16 protein-coding genes are annotated in these 19063 nt (G+C 57.3%); all 16 read left to right on the forward strand.

Features of this window, described 5'->3' with window-relative positions; translation table 11 throughout:
• The first annotated feature begins 10 nt into the window (after window positions 1–10).
• Window positions 11–1129: an NADH-quinone oxidoreductase subunit E gene (locus RMR21_RS05910; RefSeq protein WP_498669751.1), complete on the forward strand. Its 1119-nt coding sequence runs from the start codon at window positions 11–13 to the stop codon at window positions 1127–1129.
• 11 nt (window positions 1130–1140) lie between these two features.
• Window positions 1141–2445, forward strand: coding sequence for an NADH-quinone oxidoreductase subunit NuoF (gene nuoF, locus RMR21_RS05915; protein WP_067652768.1), 1305 nt, complete (start codon window positions 1141–1143; stop codon window positions 2443–2445).
• A 173-nt stretch (window positions 2446–2618) separates the two neighbouring features.
• Window positions 2619–4700 (forward strand): NADH-quinone oxidoreductase subunit NuoG, encoded by a 2082-nt coding sequence (nuoG, locus tag RMR21_RS05920; protein ID WP_498669752.1) that lies wholly within the window; start codon window positions 2619–2621, stop codon window positions 4698–4700.
• A 12-nt stretch (window positions 4701–4712) separates the two neighbouring features.
• Window positions 4713–5756: an NADH-quinone oxidoreductase subunit NuoH gene (nuoH, locus tag RMR21_RS05925; protein WP_498669753.1), complete on the forward strand. Its 1044-nt coding sequence runs from the start codon at window positions 4713–4715 to the stop codon at window positions 5754–5756.
• A 38-nt stretch (window positions 5757–5794) separates the two neighbouring features.
• Window positions 5795–6286, forward strand: coding sequence for an NADH-quinone oxidoreductase subunit NuoI (gene nuoI / locus RMR21_RS05930; RefSeq protein WP_042619657.1), 492 nt, complete (start codon window positions 5795–5797; stop codon window positions 6284–6286).
• Between the two features lie 135 nt (window positions 6287–6421).
• Window positions 6422–7036: an NADH-quinone oxidoreductase subunit J gene (locus tag RMR21_RS05935; protein WP_174152724.1), complete on the forward strand. Its 615-nt coding sequence runs from the start codon at window positions 6422–6424 to the stop codon at window positions 7034–7036.
• A gap of 30 nt (window positions 7037–7066) precedes the next feature.
• On the forward strand, window positions 7067–7375 hold the full coding sequence (gene nuoK, locus RMR21_RS05940) for an NADH-quinone oxidoreductase subunit NuoK (RefSeq protein WP_042619655.1): 309 nt from the start codon (window positions 7067–7069) through the stop codon (window positions 7373–7375).
• A 7-nt stretch (window positions 7376–7382) separates the two neighbouring features.
• Complete coding sequence (gene nuoL / locus RMR21_RS05945) at window positions 7383–9380, forward strand: NADH-quinone oxidoreductase subunit L (RefSeq protein WP_498669756.1); 1998 nt, start codon at window positions 7383–7385, stop codon at window positions 9378–9380.
• Window positions 9380–10891 (forward strand): NADH-quinone oxidoreductase subunit M, encoded by a 1512-nt coding sequence (locus RMR21_RS05950; protein ID WP_498669757.1) that lies wholly within the window; start codon window positions 9380–9382, stop codon window positions 10889–10891. The genes nuoL and RMR21_RS05950 overlap by 1 nt, the downstream gene beginning before the upstream one ends.
• Before the next feature lie 18 nt (window positions 10892–10909).
• Window positions 10910–12352, forward strand: a complete 1443-nt coding sequence (gene nuoN, locus RMR21_RS05955; protein ID WP_498669758.1) for an NADH-quinone oxidoreductase subunit NuoN — start codon at window positions 10910–10912, stop codon at window positions 12350–12352.
• Between the two features lie 11 nt (window positions 12353–12363).
• Window positions 12364–13119, forward strand: coding sequence for a biotin--[acetyl-CoA-carboxylase] ligase (locus RMR21_RS05960; protein WP_498669759.1), 756 nt, complete (start codon window positions 12364–12366; stop codon window positions 13117–13119).
• A 189-nt stretch (window positions 13120–13308) separates the two neighbouring features.
• Window positions 13309–14976 (forward strand): ribonuclease J, encoded by a 1668-nt coding sequence (locus RMR21_RS05965; RefSeq protein WP_498669760.1) that lies wholly within the window; start codon window positions 13309–13311, stop codon window positions 14974–14976.
• A 32-nt stretch (window positions 14977–15008) separates the two neighbouring features.
• The gene (gene mce, locus RMR21_RS05970; RefSeq protein ID WP_498669761.1) at window positions 15009–15413 is read left to right on the forward strand and encodes a methylmalonyl-CoA epimerase; all 405 of its coding nucleotides are present in this window, start codon (window positions 15009–15011) and stop codon (window positions 15411–15413) included.
• 64 nt (window positions 15414–15477) lie between these two features.
• The gene (locus RMR21_RS05975; RefSeq protein ID WP_498669762.1) at window positions 15478–15747 is read left to right on the forward strand and encodes a DUF1467 family protein; all 270 of its coding nucleotides are present in this window, start codon (window positions 15478–15480) and stop codon (window positions 15745–15747) included.
• Between the two features lie 659 nt (window positions 15748–16406).
• Window positions 16407–17729, forward strand: a complete 1323-nt coding sequence (proS, locus tag RMR21_RS05980; RefSeq protein WP_498669763.1) for a proline--tRNA ligase — start codon at window positions 16407–16409, stop codon at window positions 17727–17729.
• Between the two features lie 20 nt (window positions 17730–17749).
• Entirely contained in the window at window positions 17750–19057 is a 1308-nt protein-coding gene (locus tag RMR21_RS05985; RefSeq protein ID WP_498669764.1) for a lipoprotein-releasing ABC transporter permease subunit, read from the forward strand.
• Window positions 19058–19063 lie beyond the last annotated feature (6 nt).

Below are 19063 nucleotides of genomic sequence, written 5' to 3' on the forward strand. Positions count from 1 at the left end.
GTGAGGAAGTATGTCCGTTCGTCGACTAGCTGAAGATCAGGTCCAGCCCGCGGGTTTCGTGTTTAACGCGGACAATATCGCATGGGCGGAAAAAACGATCCAGAAATACCCTGAGGGACGCCAACAGTCAGCGGTCATTCCGCTATTGATGCGTGCGCAGGAGCAGGACGGCTGGGTTACCCGTGCCTGTATCGAAAAGATCGCGGACATGCTGGATATGGCGTATATCCGTGTGCTTGAGGTTGCGACATTCTATACGCAGTTCCAGCTCAAGCCTGTCGGCACAAGGGCTCACATTCAGGTCTGTGGCACCACGCCGTGCATGTTGCGCGGTTCAGAAGCGCTGATGGACGTCTGCCGTCACAAGATCCACCATGATCCATTGACTCCCAACGAGAGCGGTACGCTGTCATGGGAAGAGGTGGAATGTCAGGGCGCCTGCGTCAACGCACCGATGGTCATCATCTTCAAGGATGCCTATGAGGATCTGACGCCGGAGCGTCTGGAAGAGATCATCGATACGTTCGAAGCAGGCAAGGGCGACACCGTCAAGCCAGGCCCGCAGATCGACCGTCATCTGTCGGCACCGATCGGTCCTCTGACGACGTTGACCGAAGAGACAAAGCCGGATCGCTCCAATCTCGACAAGCCAGTGGAAGCGCCTGCTGCGGCGGCGTCAGCAGCGGCACCTGCACCGTCCGAAGCGGCGAAGCCGAAAACGACGGCAGCAGAGTCCGACGCGAAGCTGAAGACACCCGTGACTGATCCCAAGGCGTCCGAAAGCAATGCCAAGGATGCTGCCAAAGAAGGGTCTGGCGAGACGAAAACCTCTCCCAAGCCGTCGCTGGAAGACAAGAACCGTCCGGCCAAGATCGAGCGCCCCGCAAAGGCCGACGATCTCAAGCTGATTTCAGGCGTCGGTCCGAAGATCGAAGCCACGCTCAACGAGCTCGGCATCTTCACCTACATGCAGGTTGCTGGCTGGTCCGCCGAGGAACGTGAGTGGGTGGATGGTTATCTGAATTTCAAGGGTCGTATCGATCGTGATGATTGGGTACGTCAGGCCGAGGCGCTCGCCAAGGGTGGCGAGGCCGAATACATCAGGGTCTTCGGCAAGAAGCCGCGGTAAAGAGGTCAAGCATGTTAAAAGATCAGGATCGCATCTTTACCAATCTCTACGGCCTCAAGGACACATCCCTGAAGGGCGTGTTGGCGCGCGGCCATTGGGATGGCACGAAGCAGATTATCGAAAAGGGCCGTGACTGGATCATCAATGAAATGAAGGCATCCGGCCTTCGTGGTCGTGGTGGTGCGGGCTTCCCGACTGGCCTCAAATGGTCCTTCATGCCGAAGGAAAGCGATGGCCGTCCGCATTACCTCGTCGTCAACGCCGACGAATCAGAACCCGGGACCTGCAAGGACCGCGAAATCCTGCGCCATGATCCGCACACGCTGATCGAAGGCTGCGTGATCGCCGGTTTCGCCATGAGCGCGCACACTGCCTACATCTATGTTCGCGGTGAGTATATGCGCGAACGTGAAGCGCTTCAGGCGGCCATCGACGAGTGCTATGACGCTGGTCTGCTGGGCAAGAACAACAAGAACGGCTGGGATTTCGATATCTACGTTCACCACGGCGCAGGTGCTTACATCTGCGGCGAGGAAACGGCGCTTCTCGAAAGCCTCGAAGGCAAAAAGGGCCAGCCGCGCCTCAAGCCTCCGTTCCCCGCCAATATGGGCCTCTACGGCTGCCCGACCACGGTCAACAACGTCGAATCGATCGCCGTCGCGCCGACCATTCTGCGTCGCGGTGCGTCGTGGTTCTCCTCCATCGGTCGTCCGAACAATGTCGGCACCAAGCTGTTCATGGTCTCGGGCCATGTAGAGCGTCCGTGCACCTTCGAAGATGCGTTGGGCCTGTCGTTCAAGGAACTGATCGAGCGCCATTGCGGTGGCATTCGCGGCGGCTGGGATAACCTTCTCGGCGTCATTCCAGGCGGCGCATCGTGCCCCATCGTTCGCGGTGAGGACATGAAGGACGCCATCATGGATTTCGACGGCATGCGCGAAGTGAAGTCTTCCTTCGGCACCGGTGGCATGATCGTCATGGACAAGTCGACCGACGTCATCAAGGCCATCGCCCGCATCGCGGCCTTCTTCAAGCATGAGAGCTGCGGCCAGTGCACGCCTTGCCGTGAAGGTACGGGCTGGATGTGGCGCGTGCTGGAACGCATGGTCAAGGGCAACGCGCAGAAGCGTGAAATCGATATGCTGTTCGAAGTCACCAAGCAGATCGAAGGCCACACCATCTGTGCGCTCGGTGATGCCGCAGCATGGCCCGTCCAGGCGCTGATCCGCAATTTCCGTCCGGAAATCGAAAAGCGGATCGATGAATATACCTACAGAGCCATGGATGATGGCGCTGTGCTTGAGGCTGCCGAGTAACACCGGCCAAAGTAACACCCAAAGGGTGTTGCGAGGGGCGGGGATCGGGTGTACCGGTCCCTTACATCGTTAAAGTATCTGGCGCTTTTTGAGTCTCAGCCGGATGCCATCAGGATTTGTCCTCTACCGCATTTCGATGCGCGACGGACAGGCAACAGGACGTAAGTAGGACCATGACAAAGCTCAAGGTTGACGGTAAAGAGATCGAAGTTCCGGATCATTTCACGCTGTTGCAGGCGTGCGAGGAGGCTGGCGCCGAAGTTCCGCGCTTTTGTTTCCACGAGCGTTTGTCGGTCGCGGGCAACTGCCGCATGTGTCTGATCGAGGTCAAGGGCGGACCGCCCAAGCCTGCTGCATCCTGCGCCATGGGCGTTCGCGATATTCGTGGCGGCCCCAACGGCGAATTGCCGGAAGTTTTCACCAACACGCCGATGGTCAAGAAGGCCCGCGAAGGCGTGATGGAATTCCTGCTCATCAACCATCCGCTTGATTGTCCCATCTGCGATCAGGGTGGCGAATGCGACCTTCAGGACCAGGCGATGGCCTTTGGTATTCCTGGCTCGCGCTATTCTGAGAACAAGCGCGCCGTGGAAGACAAATACATCGGACCGCTCGTCAAGACGGTCATGAACCGCTGCATTCACTGCACACGCTGCGTTCGCTTCACCACAGAAGTCGCCGGCATTTCCGAACTCGGCCTGATCGGTCGCGGTGAGGATGCTGAAATCACAACCTACCTTGAGCAGGCAATGACGTCTGAGCTTCAGGGCAATGTCGTTGATCTCTGCCCGGTCGGTGCGCTGACATCCAAGCCTTTCGCCTTTACCGCCCGTCCATGGGAACTCGGCAAGACCGAGACCATCGACGTGATGGATGCGCTCGGTTCCGCCATCCGCGTCGATACTCGTGGTCGCGAAGTCATGCGCGTCATGCCGCGTGTCAACGAAGCGATCAACGAAGAGTGGATTTCCGACAAAAGTCGCTTCATCTGGGATGGTCTGAAGACCCAGCGCCTCGACAAGCCTTACGTCCGCAAGGACGGCCGCTTGCAGCCTGCCACATGGGGTGAAGCGTTCGGCGCGATCAAGGCTGCTGTTGCCTCCACATCCGGTGAAAAGATCGGCGCTATCGCTGGCGATCTGGCTTCCGTCGAAGAAATGTTCGCGCTGAAGACGCTGCTCGCATCGCTCGGTTCGACGAATGTCGATTGCCGTCAGGACGGTGCAGCACTCGATCCATCGCTCGGACGCGCAAGCTACCTGTTCAACGCGACCATCGAAGGCATCGAACATGCCGATGCGCTGCTCATCATCGGCTCCAATCCACGCTATGAAGCTTCCGTCCTCAACGCACGCATTCGCAAGCGCTGGCGTCGCGGCGGCTTCCCGATTGCAGTGATCGGTGAAGCAAGCGAGCTTCGTTACGATTATGAATATCTCGGCTCCGGCACGGACACTCTGTCTGACCTGGCCTCCGGTTCGCATAGCTTCACCGAAAAGCTGAAGGCAGCCAAGAACCCGATGATCATCGTCGGGCAGGGCGCGATCTCGCGTGAAGACGGTGCGGCTGTGCTGGCTGCGGCTGCAAAGCTCGCAGTCTCCGTCGGTGTGGTTTCGGCTGAATGGAACGGTTTCTCCGTTCTGCACACGGCTGCTGCCCGCGTCGGTGGTCTGGATATCGGCTTCGTGCCAGCAGACAAGTCTGCCAATGCTGCATCCATCGTGGCCTCGTCGGATGTTCTCTTCCTGCTCGGTGCAGATGAGATCGATCTTTCGACAAAGACCGCAAAGCTGACCGTTTATATCGGTTCGCATGGTGATGCTGGCGCAATGGCCGCCGATGTCATTCTGCCAGGTGCTGCCTATACTGAAAAGTCCGGTATCTGGGTCAACACCGAAGGTCGCGTCCAGATGGGCAACCGCGCCGGTTTTGCACCGGGTGAAGCCCGCGAAGACTGGGCGATCCTGCGTGCGCTGTCCGACGTTCTCGGCCACAAGCTGCCGTTTGATTCTCTCTCTGCACTGCGTGCCCAGCTTTACATCGCGCATCCGCACTTTGCCGATGCTGATGAAATTGCCGTGGCCGACTTTGCAGGGATCGAAGCGCTGGCGAACCAAGCTGGTACCCTGAACAAGGCGGGTTTTGCCTCGCCGGTTAAGGATTTTTATTTGACGAACCCGATTGCGAGAGCGTCCGCCGTTATGGCCGAATGCTCCGCATTGGCCCGCAACAACTTCAAGGCTGCGGCAGAGTAAGGGTAGGGGACTATGGAATCGTTTTTCTGGAGCTACGTCTGGCCAGCGCTGATTATTGTCGGCCAGTCCCTGCTTCTTCTCGTTTTGTTGCTGGTGTCGATCGCCTTCCTTCTGCTCGCAGACCGTAAGATCTGGGCAGCCGTTCAGCTGCGCCGTGGTCCGAACGTTGTTGGTCCTTTCGGCCTGTTCCAGTCGTTTGCCGACCTTTTGAAGTTCATTCTGAAAGAGCCGGTCATTCCATCCGGCGCCAACAAGGCTGTGTTCTTGCTCGCTCCGCTGGTTGCGGTGACATTGGCGCTCGCGACCTACGCAGTCATCCCGTTTGCGAATGGTTGGGTGATTGCCAACATCAATGTCGGCATTCTCTACATCTTCGCGATTTCGTCGCTCGAAGTCTACGGCATCATCATGGGTGGCTGGGCTTCGAACTCGAAGTACCCGTTTCTCGGCGCGCTTCGTTCCGCCGCGCAGATGGTGTCCTACGAAGTCTCCATCGGCCTCGTCATCGTTACCGTCCTGCTCTGCGTCGGTTCGCTGAACCTGACGGATATCGTCAACGCTCAGAGTTCGGGTATCGGTACATCGCTCGGCCTGCCTGCTTCGTTCCTGGATTGGCATTGGTTGCCGCTGTTCCCAATGTTCATCGTCTTCTTCATCTCGGCGCTGGCCGAGACAAATCGTCCACCGTTCGATCTGCCGGAAGCGGAATCGGAACTTGTGGCTGGTCACATGGTGGAGTATGGCTCCACCCCGTACATGATGTTCATGTTGGGGGAATATGCTGCCATCGTTCTGATGTGCTGCCTGACGACTATCCTGTTCCTGGGTGGCTGGCTTCCCATCGTGGATGTCTGGTTCCTCAACTGGGTTCCAGGTATCATCTGGTTCATCCTCAAGGCAGGCATGGTCTTCTTCATGTTCGGCTTGGTGAAGGCATTCGTTCCACGTTACCGCTATGACCAGTTGATGCGTCTCGGCTGGAAGGTCTTCCTTCCCCTGTCGCTCGCCATGGTCGTGATTGTTGCATTCGTACTCAAGCTGACGGCGGGGGCATAAGATGTCCGCAGTCCTCGCTTGTAGATTTGGAGGTTGAGATGGCCAGTCTTTCACAAGCCGTCAATTCGCTGTTCCTCAAGGAATTCGTTGGAGCCTTCTTCCTGACGATGCGTCACTTCTTCAAACAGAAGGCGACGGTGAACTATCCCTTCGAAAAGGGACCGGTCAGCCCGCGTTTCCGTGGTGAACATGCTTTGCGTCGTTATCCCAACGGGGAAGAGCGCTGTATCGCCTGCAAGCTGTGCGAAGCGATCTGTCCTGCCCAGGCCATCACCATCGAAGCTGGCCCACGCCGCAACGATGGGACGCGCCGCACGGTTCGTTACGATATCGACATGGTAAAATGCATCTATTGCGGCTTCTGCCAGGAAGCATGCCCTGTCGATGCCATCGTCGAGGGTCCGAACTTCGAATTTGCGACGGAAACCCGCGAGGAGCTGTATTTCGACAAGCAGCGTCTTCTCGATAATGGCGACCGTTGGGAACGTGAAATCGCTCGCAACCTTGCTCTGGATGCGCCTTACCGTTAAGGCAGCATGATGTCTTCGGGGCGGTGCTTCGGAGAGGGTAAAACAGTCAATGCCCGTCGGTTATCGCTGGCGGGAACGAAACGGGCATGCGGCTTCAGGGTCGCGTTTGTCCGGTGAGGACAAAAAGGCACCAACATGGGTCTGCACGCTGTATTCTTTTACATTTTCGCTTTCGTCGCCGTGGCGTCTGCGTTCATGGTCATCGCTTCTAAGAACCCCGTTCATTCGGTGCTGTTCCTTATTCTGACCTTTTTCAACGCAGCCGCTCTCTTCCTGCTGACGGGCGCTGAGTTCCTCGCCATGATCCTGCTTGTGGTTTATGTCGGCGCCGTGGCGGTGCTGTTCCTCTTCGTCGTCATGATGCTGGATGTGGATTTCGCCGAGTTGCGCTCGGGCGTGCTGCAATATGCACCGGTGGGTGCGTTGATCGGTATCATTCTGGCAGCAGAACTCATCATTGTCGTGGGTGGCAGCGTGCTCAACCCGCAGGCGGCGAAGTCCATCACAATGCCGATTCCGAACCCGCTGGAGCGCGCCAATACGGCAGCACTCGGCGACGTGCTCTACACGAACTACGTCTACTTCTTCCAGCTTGCCGGTCTGGTACTGCTGGTGGCCATGATCGGCGCCATCGTGCTGACGCTGCGTCACCGCACCGACATCAAGCGACAGGACATTGCAACGCAGGTTGGCCGCGACCCGAAGACCGCCGTGACAACGGTCAAGGTCAAGCCGGGTCAGGGCATCTAAGGCGCGAACGGATCCAAGGAAAATCATATTATGGAAATCGGTCTTTCCCATTACCTCACGGTCAGCGCGGTCCTCTTCACGATCGGCATCTTCGGTATCTTTCTCAACCGCAAGAACGTCATCGTCATTCTGATGTCGATCGAACTGATCCTGCTCGCAGTCAACCTCAACATGGTGGCCTTCTCGTCGTTCCTCAACGATATCGTCGGCCAGGTCTTTGCTCTGTTCATTCTGACTGTCGCGGCTGCGGAAGCTGCCATCGGTCTTGCAATACTCGTTGTCTTCTATCGCAACCGCGGATCGATTGCCGTGGAAGACGTCAATATGATGAAGGGCTGATAAGGCTATGATTTACAAAGCTATCGTCTTTCTTCCGCTGATCGGCTTCCTGATTGCTGGCCTTTTCGGTCGCTCCATCGGTGCCAAGGCGTCTGAATATGTGACCACGGGTCTGATGATCATCGTGGCGATCCTGTCGTGGGTGGTTTTCATCAACGTGGCGCTTTTGGGCCACGAACCCGGCGAAGTGATCAAGGTGACCGTGCTGCGCTGGATCCAGTCTGGCGGCATCGATGTCGAGTGGGCGTTCCGCATCGACACGCTGACGGCCGTGATGTTCGTCGTCGTCAACACGGTCTCCACTCTGGTTCACATGTATTCCATCGGCTACATGCACCATGATCCGCATCGTCCACGCTTCTTCGCCTACCTGTCGCTTTTCACTTTCGCCATGCTCATGCTGGTCACATCCGACAACCTGTTGCAGATGTTCTTCGGCTGGGAAGGTGTGGGTCTGGCGTCCTATCTGCTGATCGGTTTCTGGTACAAGAAGCCATCTGCCTCTGCCGCTGCCATGAAAGCCTTCATCGTCAACCGCGTTGGTGACTTTGGCTTCATCCTCGGCATCTCCGGTCTGTTCGTCCTGTTCGGCTCTGTCAATTTCGAAACGATCTTTGCGGCCGCCGGCACGTATCTGCCCGCCGATGGCGCAGCATCGACAGATGTCGTCATCAATCTGTTCGGGATGCAGCTGGACAAGGCGAATGCAATCACTGGCGTTTGCCTGCTTCTCTTCATGGGCTCGATGGGTAAGTCGGCTCAGTTCCTGCTGCACACGTGGCTGCCGGACGCGATGGAAGGCCCGACACCCGTATCGGCGCTCATTCACGCCGCAACCATGGTCACGGCTGGCGTCTTTCTCGTTGCGCGCATGTCGCCGATCTTCGAACTGTCACAGACGGCGCTCACCGTTGTCATGCTGATCGGCGCGATCACTGCGTTCTTTGCGGCAACGGTCGGTCTCGTTCAGAACGATATCAAGCGCGTCATCGCCTATTCGACCTGTTCTCAGCTCGGCTACATGTTCGTGGCGCTCGGTGCTGGTGCCTATGGTGCAGCCGTATTCCACCTCTTCACGCACGCCTTCTTCAAGGCTCTGCTTTTCTTGTGCGCCGGTTCTGTCATTCACGCTGTGGATGGCGAGCAGGACATGCGTCACATGGGCGGCCTGCGCAAGCACATCCCCATCACCTTCTGGACGATGACGGTCGGTACGCTGGCGCTGACAGGCGTTGGTATTCCGGGCACGATGTTCGGCTTTGCCGGCTTCTTCTCTAAGGACGTCATCATCGAATCCGCTTATGCGTCGCACAATGCCGTCGCCGGCTTTGCCTACGTGCTTCTGGTTGTCGCAGCGCTGTTCACCAGCTTCTACTCCTGGCGTCTGGCGTTCCTGACTTTCTTCGGCAAGCCACGCGCTTCCGCAGATGTCATGCATCATGTGCATGAATCGCCGATGGTCATGCTGATCCCGCTTTTCGTGCTGACCGTTGGTGCAGTTCTCGCTGGTGTCGTCTTCGAAGGGCATTTCTTCGGCGAGGAATATGCGGAATTCTGGAAGGGTGCTCTGTTCACGCTTCCATCCAACGAAATCCTCGAAGAGTTCCACCACGTCCCCCTTTGGGTCAAGTGGAGCCCGTTCATCGCCATGGCGCTCGGCTTCATCACTGCCTGGTACTTCTATATCAAGTCGCCGGAGACGCCGAAGCGTCTGGCCGAGACCCATCGTGGCCTCTACCAGTTCCTGCTCAACAAGTGGTACTTCGACGAACTCTACGACTTCCTCTTCGTACGTTCCGCAAAGGCGCTTGGCCGCTTCCTGTGGAAAAAAGGTGACGTCGCCGTCATCGACCACTATGGACCCAACGGAATTGCCGCGCGCGTGACTGATGTGACCAACCGTGTCGTTCGTCTGCAATCCGGCTACCTCTACCATTATGCCTTTGCGATGCTGATCGGTATTGCCGGCCTTGTTACCTGGATGATGCTCGGGAGTGCCCTGTAATGACCGATTGGCCTATTCTTTCAACGGTCACCTTTCTGCCGCTCGTCGGCGTGGTGCTCTTGCTTCTGACGAATGCGAATGGCCCGTTCGGTCGCCGCAACGTGCTCAACGTATCGCTTCTGACGACGGTTTTTACGTTCGTCGTTTCGCTTTTCATCTGGATCGGCTTCGACAATTCGAACCCGGGCTTTCAGATGGTGGAAAAGCACGCCTGGTTTGGTGATATCGCCGCCTACCATCTCGGTGTCGACGGTATCTCCATGCTGTTCGTCATCCTGACGACATTCCTCATGCCGTTCTGCGTTCTGGCCAGCTGGAACGCCATCGAAAAGCGCATCAAGGAATACATGATTGCCTTCCTTCTCCTGGAAGTCGTCATGGTCGGCGTGTTCGTCGCGCTCGATACAGTTCTATTCTACGTCTTCTTCGAAGCCACGCTGATCCCGATGTTCATCATCATCGGCGTGTGGGGCGGCAAGGATCGCGTTTATGCATCCTACAAGTTCTTCCTCTACACGCTGCTCGGTTCCGTCCTGACCATGCTGGCCATCATGGCGATGTACTGGCAGGCTGGCACGACTGATATGACGGAGCTTCTGAAACACGGCTTCCCAGCTAGCATGCAGACATGGCTCTGGCTTGCCTGCTTTGCAGCCTTTGCGGTCAAAATGCCGATGTGGCCAGTCCACACATGGTTGCCGGATGCCCACGTTCAGGCACCGACCGCCGGTTCAGTCATTCTGGCGGGCGTGATGCTCAAGCTCGGTGGTTACGGTTTCATCCGTTTCTCGCTGTCCATGTTTCCGATTGCATCGGACTATTTCGCGCCCTTCGTCTTCACGCTGTCGGTCATCGCCATCATCTACACCTCGCTGGTCGCGATGATGCAGGACGATATCAAGAAGCTGATCGCCTATTCGTCTGTCGCTCACATGGGCTACGTGACGATGGGTATTTTCGCCGCCAATGTTCAGGGCGTGCAGGGTGCCATCTTCCAGATGCTGTCGCACGGTATCGTCTCCGGTGCGCTCTTCCTCTGCGTTGGCGTCGTCTATGACCGTCTGCACACCCGCGAGATTTCTGCCTATGGCGGTCTCGTCAACAACATGCCGAAATACGCGGTGGCCTTTATGGTCTTCACCATGGCCAATGTCGGTCTGCCCGGTACGTCCGGTTTCGTCGGTGAATTCCTGACGATCATCGGTGTGTTCCGCGCCAACACATGGGTTGCGCTGTTTGCGGCGACGGGTGTCATCCTTTCCGCCTCCTACGCTCTGTGGCTCTATCGCCGCGTGATCTTCGGTGCGCTGGAAAAGGAGAGCCTGAAATCCATGCTCGACCTTTCGACACGCGAGAAGATCATTCTCTATCCGCTGGTGGCGCTGACGATTTTCTTCGGCGTCTATCCGGCTCCGGTTTTCGATGCGACGGCAGCATCGGTGGACCTTCTGATCAATAATTATACGGCCGCATTGCAGGCAGCGCAGAATGTTGCGCTTTCTCTGAACTGACGACAGGACCCGTAGGACATGACCGCTGAAATTCTTTTTGCCAGTCTGCGCATCGCGACGCCCGAGCTGATCCTTGCGGTCGGCGCTCTGGTGCTGCTCATGATTGGGGTCTTCTCCGGGGACAAGTCGACCAACACGGTTACGGGTCTTGCCGTAGCGCTCTTGGTCGTCGTCGGTCTGTGGATCATTTTTGCGCCGGCAAGCGGCCTTGCCTTCGGTGGCGTTTACGTCGCCGATGCCTTCGGCAATTTCATGAAGGTATTGGCGCTGATCGGTGCCATCGTTGCCATGATCATGTCTGTGGGCCATAGCCGTGTGGAGCCGATCGGTCGTTTCGAGTTTCCGGTGTTGCTGGTTCTGGCAACGCTCGGCATTCTCCTGATGATCTCGGCCAACAACCTGATCTCGCTTTATATGGCGCTGGAACTCCAGTCGCTGGCCCTCTATGTCATCTGCGCCATCAACCGCGAAAGCCTGCGGTCGACCGAAGCCGGTTTGAAATACTTCGTCCTCGGCGCACTGTCGTCCGGCATGCTGCTCTACGGCATGTCGCTGGTCTATGGTTTCACCGGCAACACAGGCTTTTCCGAAATCGCAGCTGTGCTGTCGTCCGAGACACGCTCGTTGGGCCTCGTTTTTGGTCTGGTCTTCGTTCTCGCCGGTCTGGCCTTCAAGATTTCTGCCGTTCCTTTCCACATGTGGACGCCTGACGTTTACGAGGGTGCACCCACCACGGTGACCGCATTTCTGGCCGCAGCGCCAAAAGTCGGCGCCATGGCGATCTTCGTTCGCATCGTCGTGGACGCGTTTCAGCCGGTCTTTGCCGATTGGCAGCAGATCGTCGTCTTCATCTCTATTGCCTCCATGCTTCTCGGTGCTTTCGCGGCCATCGGCCAGCGCAATATCAAGCGTCTGATGGCCTATTCGTCGATCAGCCACATGGGTTACGCGCTGGTGGGTCTCGCCGCCGGTAGTCAGTCCGGCGTTGCGGGTGTGCTTCTCTACATGGCGGTCTACATGGGCATGACGCTCGGCACGTTCGCCTGCATTCTCGCCATGCGCCGCAAAGACGTTGGCAATGTCGAGGACGTGGATGATCTGGCGGGGCTTGCGTCCACCAATCCCGTCATGGCACTGGTCATGACCATCATGATGTTCTCGCTTGCAGGCATTCCGCCACTGGCTGGCTTCTTCGGGAAGTATTACGTCTTCCTCGCAGCCATCGAAGCGCATCTCTACCCGCTCGCCATCATCGGCGTGATCGCCTCGGTCGTCGGCGCTTATTACTATCTGCGCATCGTCAAGCTCATGTGGTTCGATGACGCCAAGGGTGGCTTTGAAAAGGCTGCTGGCGAATTGCGCATCGTCTATGCGCTGTCCGGACTCTTCGTTCTCGGCTTCATCCTCTTCGGTGGCGTGCTTAGCAACGCTGTCACCGTCGCAGCAAAGACGTTCTTTTGAGCGATACACGCATGAAAACGGGCCGGGTGTCAGTCGATGACTTCCGGCACGAGTCTCTTGAGGAAACATCTTCCACCAACATCGAGTGCTTTACTCGGGCACGGGCAGGGGACCCCGGCAATCTCTGGGTGACTGCCAACAGGCAGACCGGCGGCCGTGGCCGTCGTGGCAGGCGTTGGGTTTCGGAGCCCGGCAATCTCTACGCCTCTCTTCTTCTGATCAATCCCGCCTCCATGGAGCACATTGGCTCCCTGCCTCTGGCCTTCGCTCTGGCGGTCTATCGCGCTGTGGGTGCGGTGCTGCCCGCCGGTGGCGCGCCGCTTGAAATCAAATGGCCGAACGACATTCTCATCGGACGCAACAAGACCTGCGGTATTCTGATGGAAGCCGAAACGTTACCGGATGGGCGCACGGCGCTCGTCATCGGCATCGGCATCAACATCGCCCATATGCCCGATAATCCCGCTTACCCTGTCACACGGCTCGGCGAACATGGTGCGGCCTGCGGCCCGGATGAACTTTTCGCCCATCTTTTCCGCGAAGTCGCGTATATCCTAGACATGTGGGATCGCGGGCAGGGCGTTGCCGAAGTCATGCGGCTATGGCGCGCTGCGGCCTGTGGCATTGGAGAACCGATCACTGTCAATTTGCCAGATCGTTCTATCCATGGGCGTTTTACCGGAATTGATGATAAGGGTTTCCTGCTGCTGGAAGAAGATGGTGGACCTGTCCGCGCCATCGCTGCTGGTGATGTATTTTTCGGTTGAATTGTGCGGTGCCTGAGCGCCGAGGTTTGACATCGTGATCTGGAGCATTCCTGCTGCTCGGTAAATGCAGGACGCCCGCCTGGCCCCGCATCGGCCATACCGGCGCGATAGATGAAACGGTGCTTTTTCGCCAGGCTTGCACGCGTCTTTGAACGCGGCAGGGCAAGGCATGATTGGATAAAAATACTTATGACGACAAAAGACGAATTCGTATTCCTGCCGCTCGGTGGCGTCGGTGAAATCGGCATGAACCTAGCCCTTTACGGCTACGGTCCTGCGACCAAGCGCCAATGGATCATGGTGGATTGCGGCGTGACCTTTGCAGGTCTCGATCTTCCCGGCATCGATCTCGTGCTGCCGGATATCAGTTTTATCGAAGAGCAGCGCGGAAACCTCAAGGCCATCATCATAACCCACGCGCATGAAGACCATTATGGCGCGCTGAATGATCTGTGGCCAAGCCTCAAGGTCCCGGTTTACGCATCGGGCTTCACCGCTGGCATGCTGGAAGCCAAGCGCAATTACGAAGGCACCCGCGCCGAAATTCCGATCACGCCGTTCAAGGCGGGTGACCGCATCAATGTCGGCCCCTTCGAGATCGAGGCCATCGGCGTCAACCACTCGATCCCCGAACCCATGTCGCTCGTCATCCGCACCCCGCTCGGCAATGCCGTTCATACGGGCGACTGGAAGATCGATCATGCGCCGTCGCTCGGGCCTTTCACCGATGAAGCGCGTTTCCGCGCCGTCGGCGAAGAGGGCGTGCTGGCCATGATGTGCGACAGCACCAACGCGCTGCGCGATGGTGTTTCGCCGTCCGAAGAAGAGGTGTCGGAGGGTCTTCGCCAGATCATCGAAAATGCCGAGGGACGCGTGGCGATCACCACCTTCTCCTCGAATGTCGGTCGTATCCGGTCCATCGCCCAGGCTGCCGAACGGGCTGGTCGTGAAGTGCTCTTGCTCGGTTCCTCGCTGAAACGCGTCGTCAATGTTTCGCAGGACCTCGGCATTATGGAGGGCATCAAGCCGTTTCTGGCCGAAGATGAATTCGGTTACATCCCCCGCAACAAAGTCGTCGTCATCCTGACCGGTTCGCAGGGCGAATCGCGTGCAGCTCTTGCCAAACTGTCGCGTGACGAAATGCGCAACGTCGCTCTGGCGTCGGGCGATACGGTCGTCTTTTCATCTCGTGCCATTCCCGGCAATGAAAAAGCCATTCAGGACATCAAGAACGGCCTGATCGAACAGGGCGTTCACATCATCACCGATAACGAAGCCTTGGTGCACGTGTCCGGTCACCCGCGTCGCAGCGAACTTTTGCAAATGTACGAGTGGGTCAAGCCGCAGATTTTGGTTCCCGTGCACGGCGAAGCCGCGCATCTGGTGGCACAGAAGTTGTTGGCCGAGCAGGCTGGCATCGGACAAGTTCCAAAAGTTCGCAACGGTAATGTCCTGCGTCTGGCACCCGGTCCAGCCGAGGTGATCGATGACGCGCCACATGGCCGTGTCTTCAAGGATGGCCGTTTGCTGGGTGATTTCGAAGAAATGGGCATCGGCGATCGTCGCAAGCTGTCCTTTGCCGGTCACGTCTCGATCAATGTTCTGCTCGACAGCCGCTTCGATTTCCAGGGCGATCCAGACGTTGTGCCGTTCGGCCTGCCGGAATTCGACGATGAAGGCGAAGCCATGGAGGACACACTCTATGATGCGGTTCTGGGTGCCGTCGAAAGCATTCCTCGTGCCCGTCGCAAGGACTTGAACATTGTGCGGGAGTCCATCCGCCGCGCTGTTCGCGCCACCGCCAATCAGGTCTGGGGCAAGAAGCCGATCGTCACCGTCTTCGTCACCAAGGTGTGAGCCGGTTTCATTAGCCGTTTGCGGAGGGAAACATGCTGGGTCGTATCAACCATATCGCGATAGCCGTGCCGGATCTGGCCGCGGCTGTTGCCACGTATCGCGATACGCTGGGCGCTGCGGTTTCCCAACCGCAGGTTTTGCCCGAGCACGGCGTCACGGTTGTTTTCGTGAACCTTCCGAACACCAAGGTGGAACTGCTGGAACCGCTGGGCGAAAGCTCTCCCATCGCGGCTTTTCTGGACAAGAACCCGTCCGGCGGCATGCATCACATCTGCTACGAGGTTGTCGATATCATCGCGGCCAGAGACCGTCTCAAGGCGGATGGTGCTAGGGTATTGGGTGAGGGAGACCCTAAGATCGGGGCGCATGGCAAGCCGGTCCTATTCCTGCATCCCAAGGATTTTTTCGGCACATTGATAGAGCTGGAACAGGTTTGACGCTTGTCGCCTACAGCTCTGAAAGCTTGGTATAGGGCGTCATTCGACGCGGGAGGTTTAGCGCATGCAATGGCTTTCGGCTTTCGCCGTCTTTTTCATCGTCTGGTGGACGGTCCTCTTCATCGTCTTGCCAATCGGCCTGCGCACGCAGTCTGAAGATGGGGACGTTGCGCTGGGGACAGTGGCCAGTGCGCCCACCCGCTTCAAGGGCGGCAAGATCGTGCTGCTGACGACGCTGATGTCGCTCGCGATTTGCGGCGTCTGGTATGCAGCCACATGGTACTTCGGCTTTACCATGGATGACCTGCCACGGATTATTCCCGTTTATGACTGATTTCTGTCATCCGCTTGTCATGTATGACCGGGATACAGCGGGCTGATCTACGGAAGCCTAATTGACAGCCTTGGATTTGCCTTGATTGAAGTCGCAATTTTGGAGTGATTTTCAAAAAAGCAAAAAAAAACAAGGCTTTTCAGCCTTGTTTTTCAGTTTCGCGTGATCTGTAACCGTTACCGGGGCAGCGAATGAACGCGCCTAAGATCTCATCCTCCCAAGACTGACCGCGAAATAGACAAGAATTTAAACTCCTTGCCTCTTTTGTGAGCTGAAACTAGCCCAAACATTAAACCTTGTCATTAATTTTTTTGCATTTTTGTTACAGTCGGCAAAAAATTCCTCTTGATGCGATATGTCGCACGTGCACGGCAAAATTATTCCTCCTGTAACCGTTCAGGGGCGAAAGCTGTCTCATAAAATTGTCGTAAAACCGCCACGAAGGAATTTCGCTGCGCAGTTTTTGCACGTCGCCGGCGAGTTTTCGTGGGAATGAAGGGTTCAGGTGGGCCTCTAAAAAGACTCAGGTAACAAGGATGAGGAGGCCTCGTCCTGCGGGTTTCCTTCTGGTGCGGAAACCGCTATGTACGGCGCAAATATCCCGTTATTCCGGCGATTCCCGCGCATATGAGGGGCGTCGTCACAGAATGGAAACACCCATGCGTCTCAGCCGTTACTTTTTGCCCATCCTCAAGGAAAATCCCAAGGAAGCGGAAATCGTCTCGCACCGCCTCATGTTGCGTGCGGGCATGGTCCGTCAGCAGAGCCAGGGCATTTACTCCTGGCTGCCGCTGGGCAAGCGCGTGCTGGACAAGGTCAACAAGATCGTTCGCGAAGAGCAGGATCGTTCCGGTGCCATCGAGTTGCTGATGCCGACACTTCAGACAGCAGATCTTTGGCAGGAGAGCGGTCGTTATGATGATTACGGCAAGGAAATGCTGCGGATCAAGGACCGTCAGGATCGCGCCATGCTCTATGGCCCGACCAATGAAGAGATGATCACCGACATTTTCCGGTCCTACGTGAAGTCCTACAAGAGCCTGCCGCTGAACCTCTACCACATTCAGCTCAAGTTCCGTGACGAGGTTCGCCCCCGTTTTGGCACCATGCGCTCTCGCGAGTTCCTCATGAAGGATGCCTATTCCTTCGATCTGACCAAGGAAGACGCGATCCACTCCTATAACAAGATGTTCACCGCGTACCTGCGCACCTTCTCGCGCCTCGGTCTGCGGGCCATCCCCATGCGCGCCGATACCGGCCCGATCGGTGGCAACCACAGCCACGAATTCATCATTCTGGCTGATACGGGCGAATCCGAAGTGTTCTGCCACAAGAGCTTCCTGGATCGCGGCATTCCGTCCGACGATACTGATTTCGACAATGTTGATGGCTTGCAGGGTATCTTCAACGAGTGGACGACCGATTACGCCGCCACGTCTGAAATGCACGATGCGGCTGCGTTCGACGCTATTCCAGAAGGCGAACGCCTGTCTGCACGCGGCATCGAAGTTGGGCACATCTTCTATTTCGGCACGAAATATTCCGAGCCGATGGGCGCCAAGGTTCAGGGTCCCGATGGCAAGGAACACCTTGTCCACATGGGTTCCTATGGCATTGGCCCCACGCGCCTTGTTCCCGCCATCATTGAAGCATCGCATGATGAGAACGGAATCATCTGGCCAGAATCGGTTGCTCCTTTCGATGTCGTCATCATCAACATGAAGGCTGGCGACGCCGCCTGCGATGCGGCCTGCGAAAAGCTGTATTATTCGCTGACCAATGCCGGCAAGGATGTGTTGTACGACGATACGGACGACCGTGCAGGCCAGAAATTCGCGACAGCCGATCTTATCGGCATTCCGGTGCAGGTCATCGTCGGTCCGCGCGGCATTGCTGCTGGTGAGGTCGAAGTCAAGGACCGCAAGACCGGCGCACGCGAAACCGTGACAGTCGAAGCGGCAATGAACAGAGTTCTTGGCTGAAAAGCCGATAAGGAGACGACATGGCAAAAGCCGAGGCTGATAACGGCGCAGGCCCATCCGTAAAGGACAAGGCCGCCCGACCATTTTCGGCCTTCGAGCGCATGGTGGCTTGGCGCTACCTGCGCTCGCGCCGCAAGGAAGCGTTCATTTCCGTCATCGCAGGGTTTTCCTTCGTCGGCATCATGCTGGGCGTGGCAACGCTCATCATCGTCATGGCGGTGATGAACGGTTTCCGCACGGAGCTGATTTCCCGCATTCTCGGTATTAACGGCCACATGATCGTCCAGCCCATCGACGCGCCGTTGAAGGACTATGACGATCTCGCCAAGAAATTCGCCGCCGTTCCCGGTGTCACCATGGCGCTGCCATTGGTCGAGGGACAGACGCTGGCCTCTGGTCGCGGCGGTGCGGGCAGTGGCGCTCTGGTGCGCGGCGTCCGTTCTGAAGACATCGAGAAGATCAAGGAAGTCTCCGGCAACATCAAGACCGGCGATCTCGTCGGTTACATGTCGGGGCAGGGTGTCCTGGTCGGCTCTCGGCTCGCGTCTTCGCTCGGAGTGACAGCAGGCGACCAGATTACCCTGATATCACCGGAAGGTGACGTGACCCCGATGGGCGTCAATCCGCGTGTCAAATCCTACACGATCTCGGGCGTGTTCGAGATTGGCATGTCGGAATATGACGCGTCGATGATCTATATGCCGCTTTCCGAGGCGCAGCTTTATTTCAACGCCGAAGGCATCGTCCAGTCTATCGAGCTCTTCGTCACGCACCCGGATAATGTCGATGGCATCAGGCCATTGGTTGAAGCGGCAGCGGGACGACAGATCTATATCACCGACTGGCGACAGCGAAACCAGACGTTCTTTTCCGCCCTTCAGGTGGAGCGAAACGTGATGTTCATGATCCTGACGCTCATCGTCCTGGTGGCCGCCCTCAACATCATTTCCGGCCTCATCATGCTGGTGAAGGACAAGGGCAGTGACATCGCGATTCTGCGAACGATGGGCGCCAGCGCCGGCTCCATCATGCGCATCTTCTTCATGACGGGCGCGGCCATCGGCATCGTCGGCACATTTGCGGGCGTTGGCCTCGGCGTTCTCGTCTGCCTCAATGTAGAATCGATCCGCCAGTTCTTCTCGTGGATTTCAGGCACCGTGCTGTTCGATCCGCAGCTCTATTTCCTCAGCCAGCTTCCGGCGGAAATGCAACTGAGCGAGACGATGACGGTCGTCATCATGGCGCTGGGCCTGTCATTCCTGGCAACGATCTTTCCGGCCTGGCGGGCTTCCAAGCTCGACCCTGTCCAGGCCCTGCGTTACGAATAAGGACCG

The sequence above is a fragment of the Agrobacterium sp. rho-8.1 genome (genome assembly GCF_033957725.1).
Lineage (GTDB): Bacteria > Pseudomonadota > Alphaproteobacteria > Rhizobiales > Rhizobiaceae > Agrobacterium.

Bases quoted from the DNA above. Each gene is read 5' to 3' on its own strand.
- RMR21_RS05910 (WP_498669751.1), top strand. From the start codon at position 11: ATGTCCGTTCGTCGACTAGCTGAAGATCAGGTCCAGCCCGCGGGTTTC.
- nuoF (WP_067652768.1), top strand. From the start codon at position 1,141: ATGTTAAAAGATCAGGATCGCATCTTTACCAATCTCTACGGCCTCAAG.
- nuoG (WP_498669752.1), top strand. From the start codon at position 2,619: ATGACAAAGCTCAAGGTTGACGGTAAAGAGATCGAAGTTCCGGATCAT.
- nuoH (WP_498669753.1), top strand. From the start codon at position 4,713: ATGGAATCGTTTTTCTGGAGCTACGTCTGGCCAGCGCTGATTATTGTC.
- nuoI (WP_042619657.1), top strand. From the start codon at position 5,795: ATGGCCAGTCTTTCACAAGCCGTCAATTCGCTGTTCCTCAAGGAATTC.
- RMR21_RS05935 (WP_174152724.1), top strand. From the start codon at position 6,422: ATGGGTCTGCACGCTGTATTCTTTTACATTTTCGCTTTCGTCGCCGTG.
- nuoK (WP_042619655.1), top strand. From the start codon at position 7,067: ATGGAAATCGGTCTTTCCCATTACCTCACGGTCAGCGCGGTCCTCTTC.
- nuoL (WP_498669756.1), top strand. From the start codon at position 7,383: ATGATTTACAAAGCTATCGTCTTTCTTCCGCTGATCGGCTTCCTGATT.
- RMR21_RS05950 (WP_498669757.1), top strand. From the start codon at position 9,380: ATGACCGATTGGCCTATTCTTTCAACGGTCACCTTTCTGCCGCTCGTC.
- nuoN (WP_498669758.1), top strand. From the start codon at position 10,910: ATGACCGCTGAAATTCTTTTTGCCAGTCTGCGCATCGCGACGCCCGAG.
- RMR21_RS05960 (WP_498669759.1), top strand. From the start codon at position 12,364: ATGAAAACGGGCCGGGTGTCAGTCGATGACTTCCGGCACGAGTCTCTT.
- RMR21_RS05965 (WP_498669760.1), top strand. From the start codon at position 13,309: ATGACGACAAAAGACGAATTCGTATTCCTGCCGCTCGGTGGCGTCGGT.
- mce (WP_498669761.1), top strand. From the start codon at position 15,009: ATGCTGGGTCGTATCAACCATATCGCGATAGCCGTGCCGGATCTGGCC.
- RMR21_RS05975 (WP_498669762.1), top strand. From the start codon at position 15,478: ATGCAATGGCTTTCGGCTTTCGCCGTCTTTTTCATCGTCTGGTGGACG.
- proS (WP_498669763.1), top strand. From the start codon at position 16,407: ATGCGTCTCAGCCGTTACTTTTTGCCCATCCTCAAGGAAAATCCCAAG.
- RMR21_RS05985 (WP_498669764.1), top strand. From the start codon at position 17,750: ATGGCAAAAGCCGAGGCTGATAACGGCGCAGGCCCATCCGTAAAGGAC.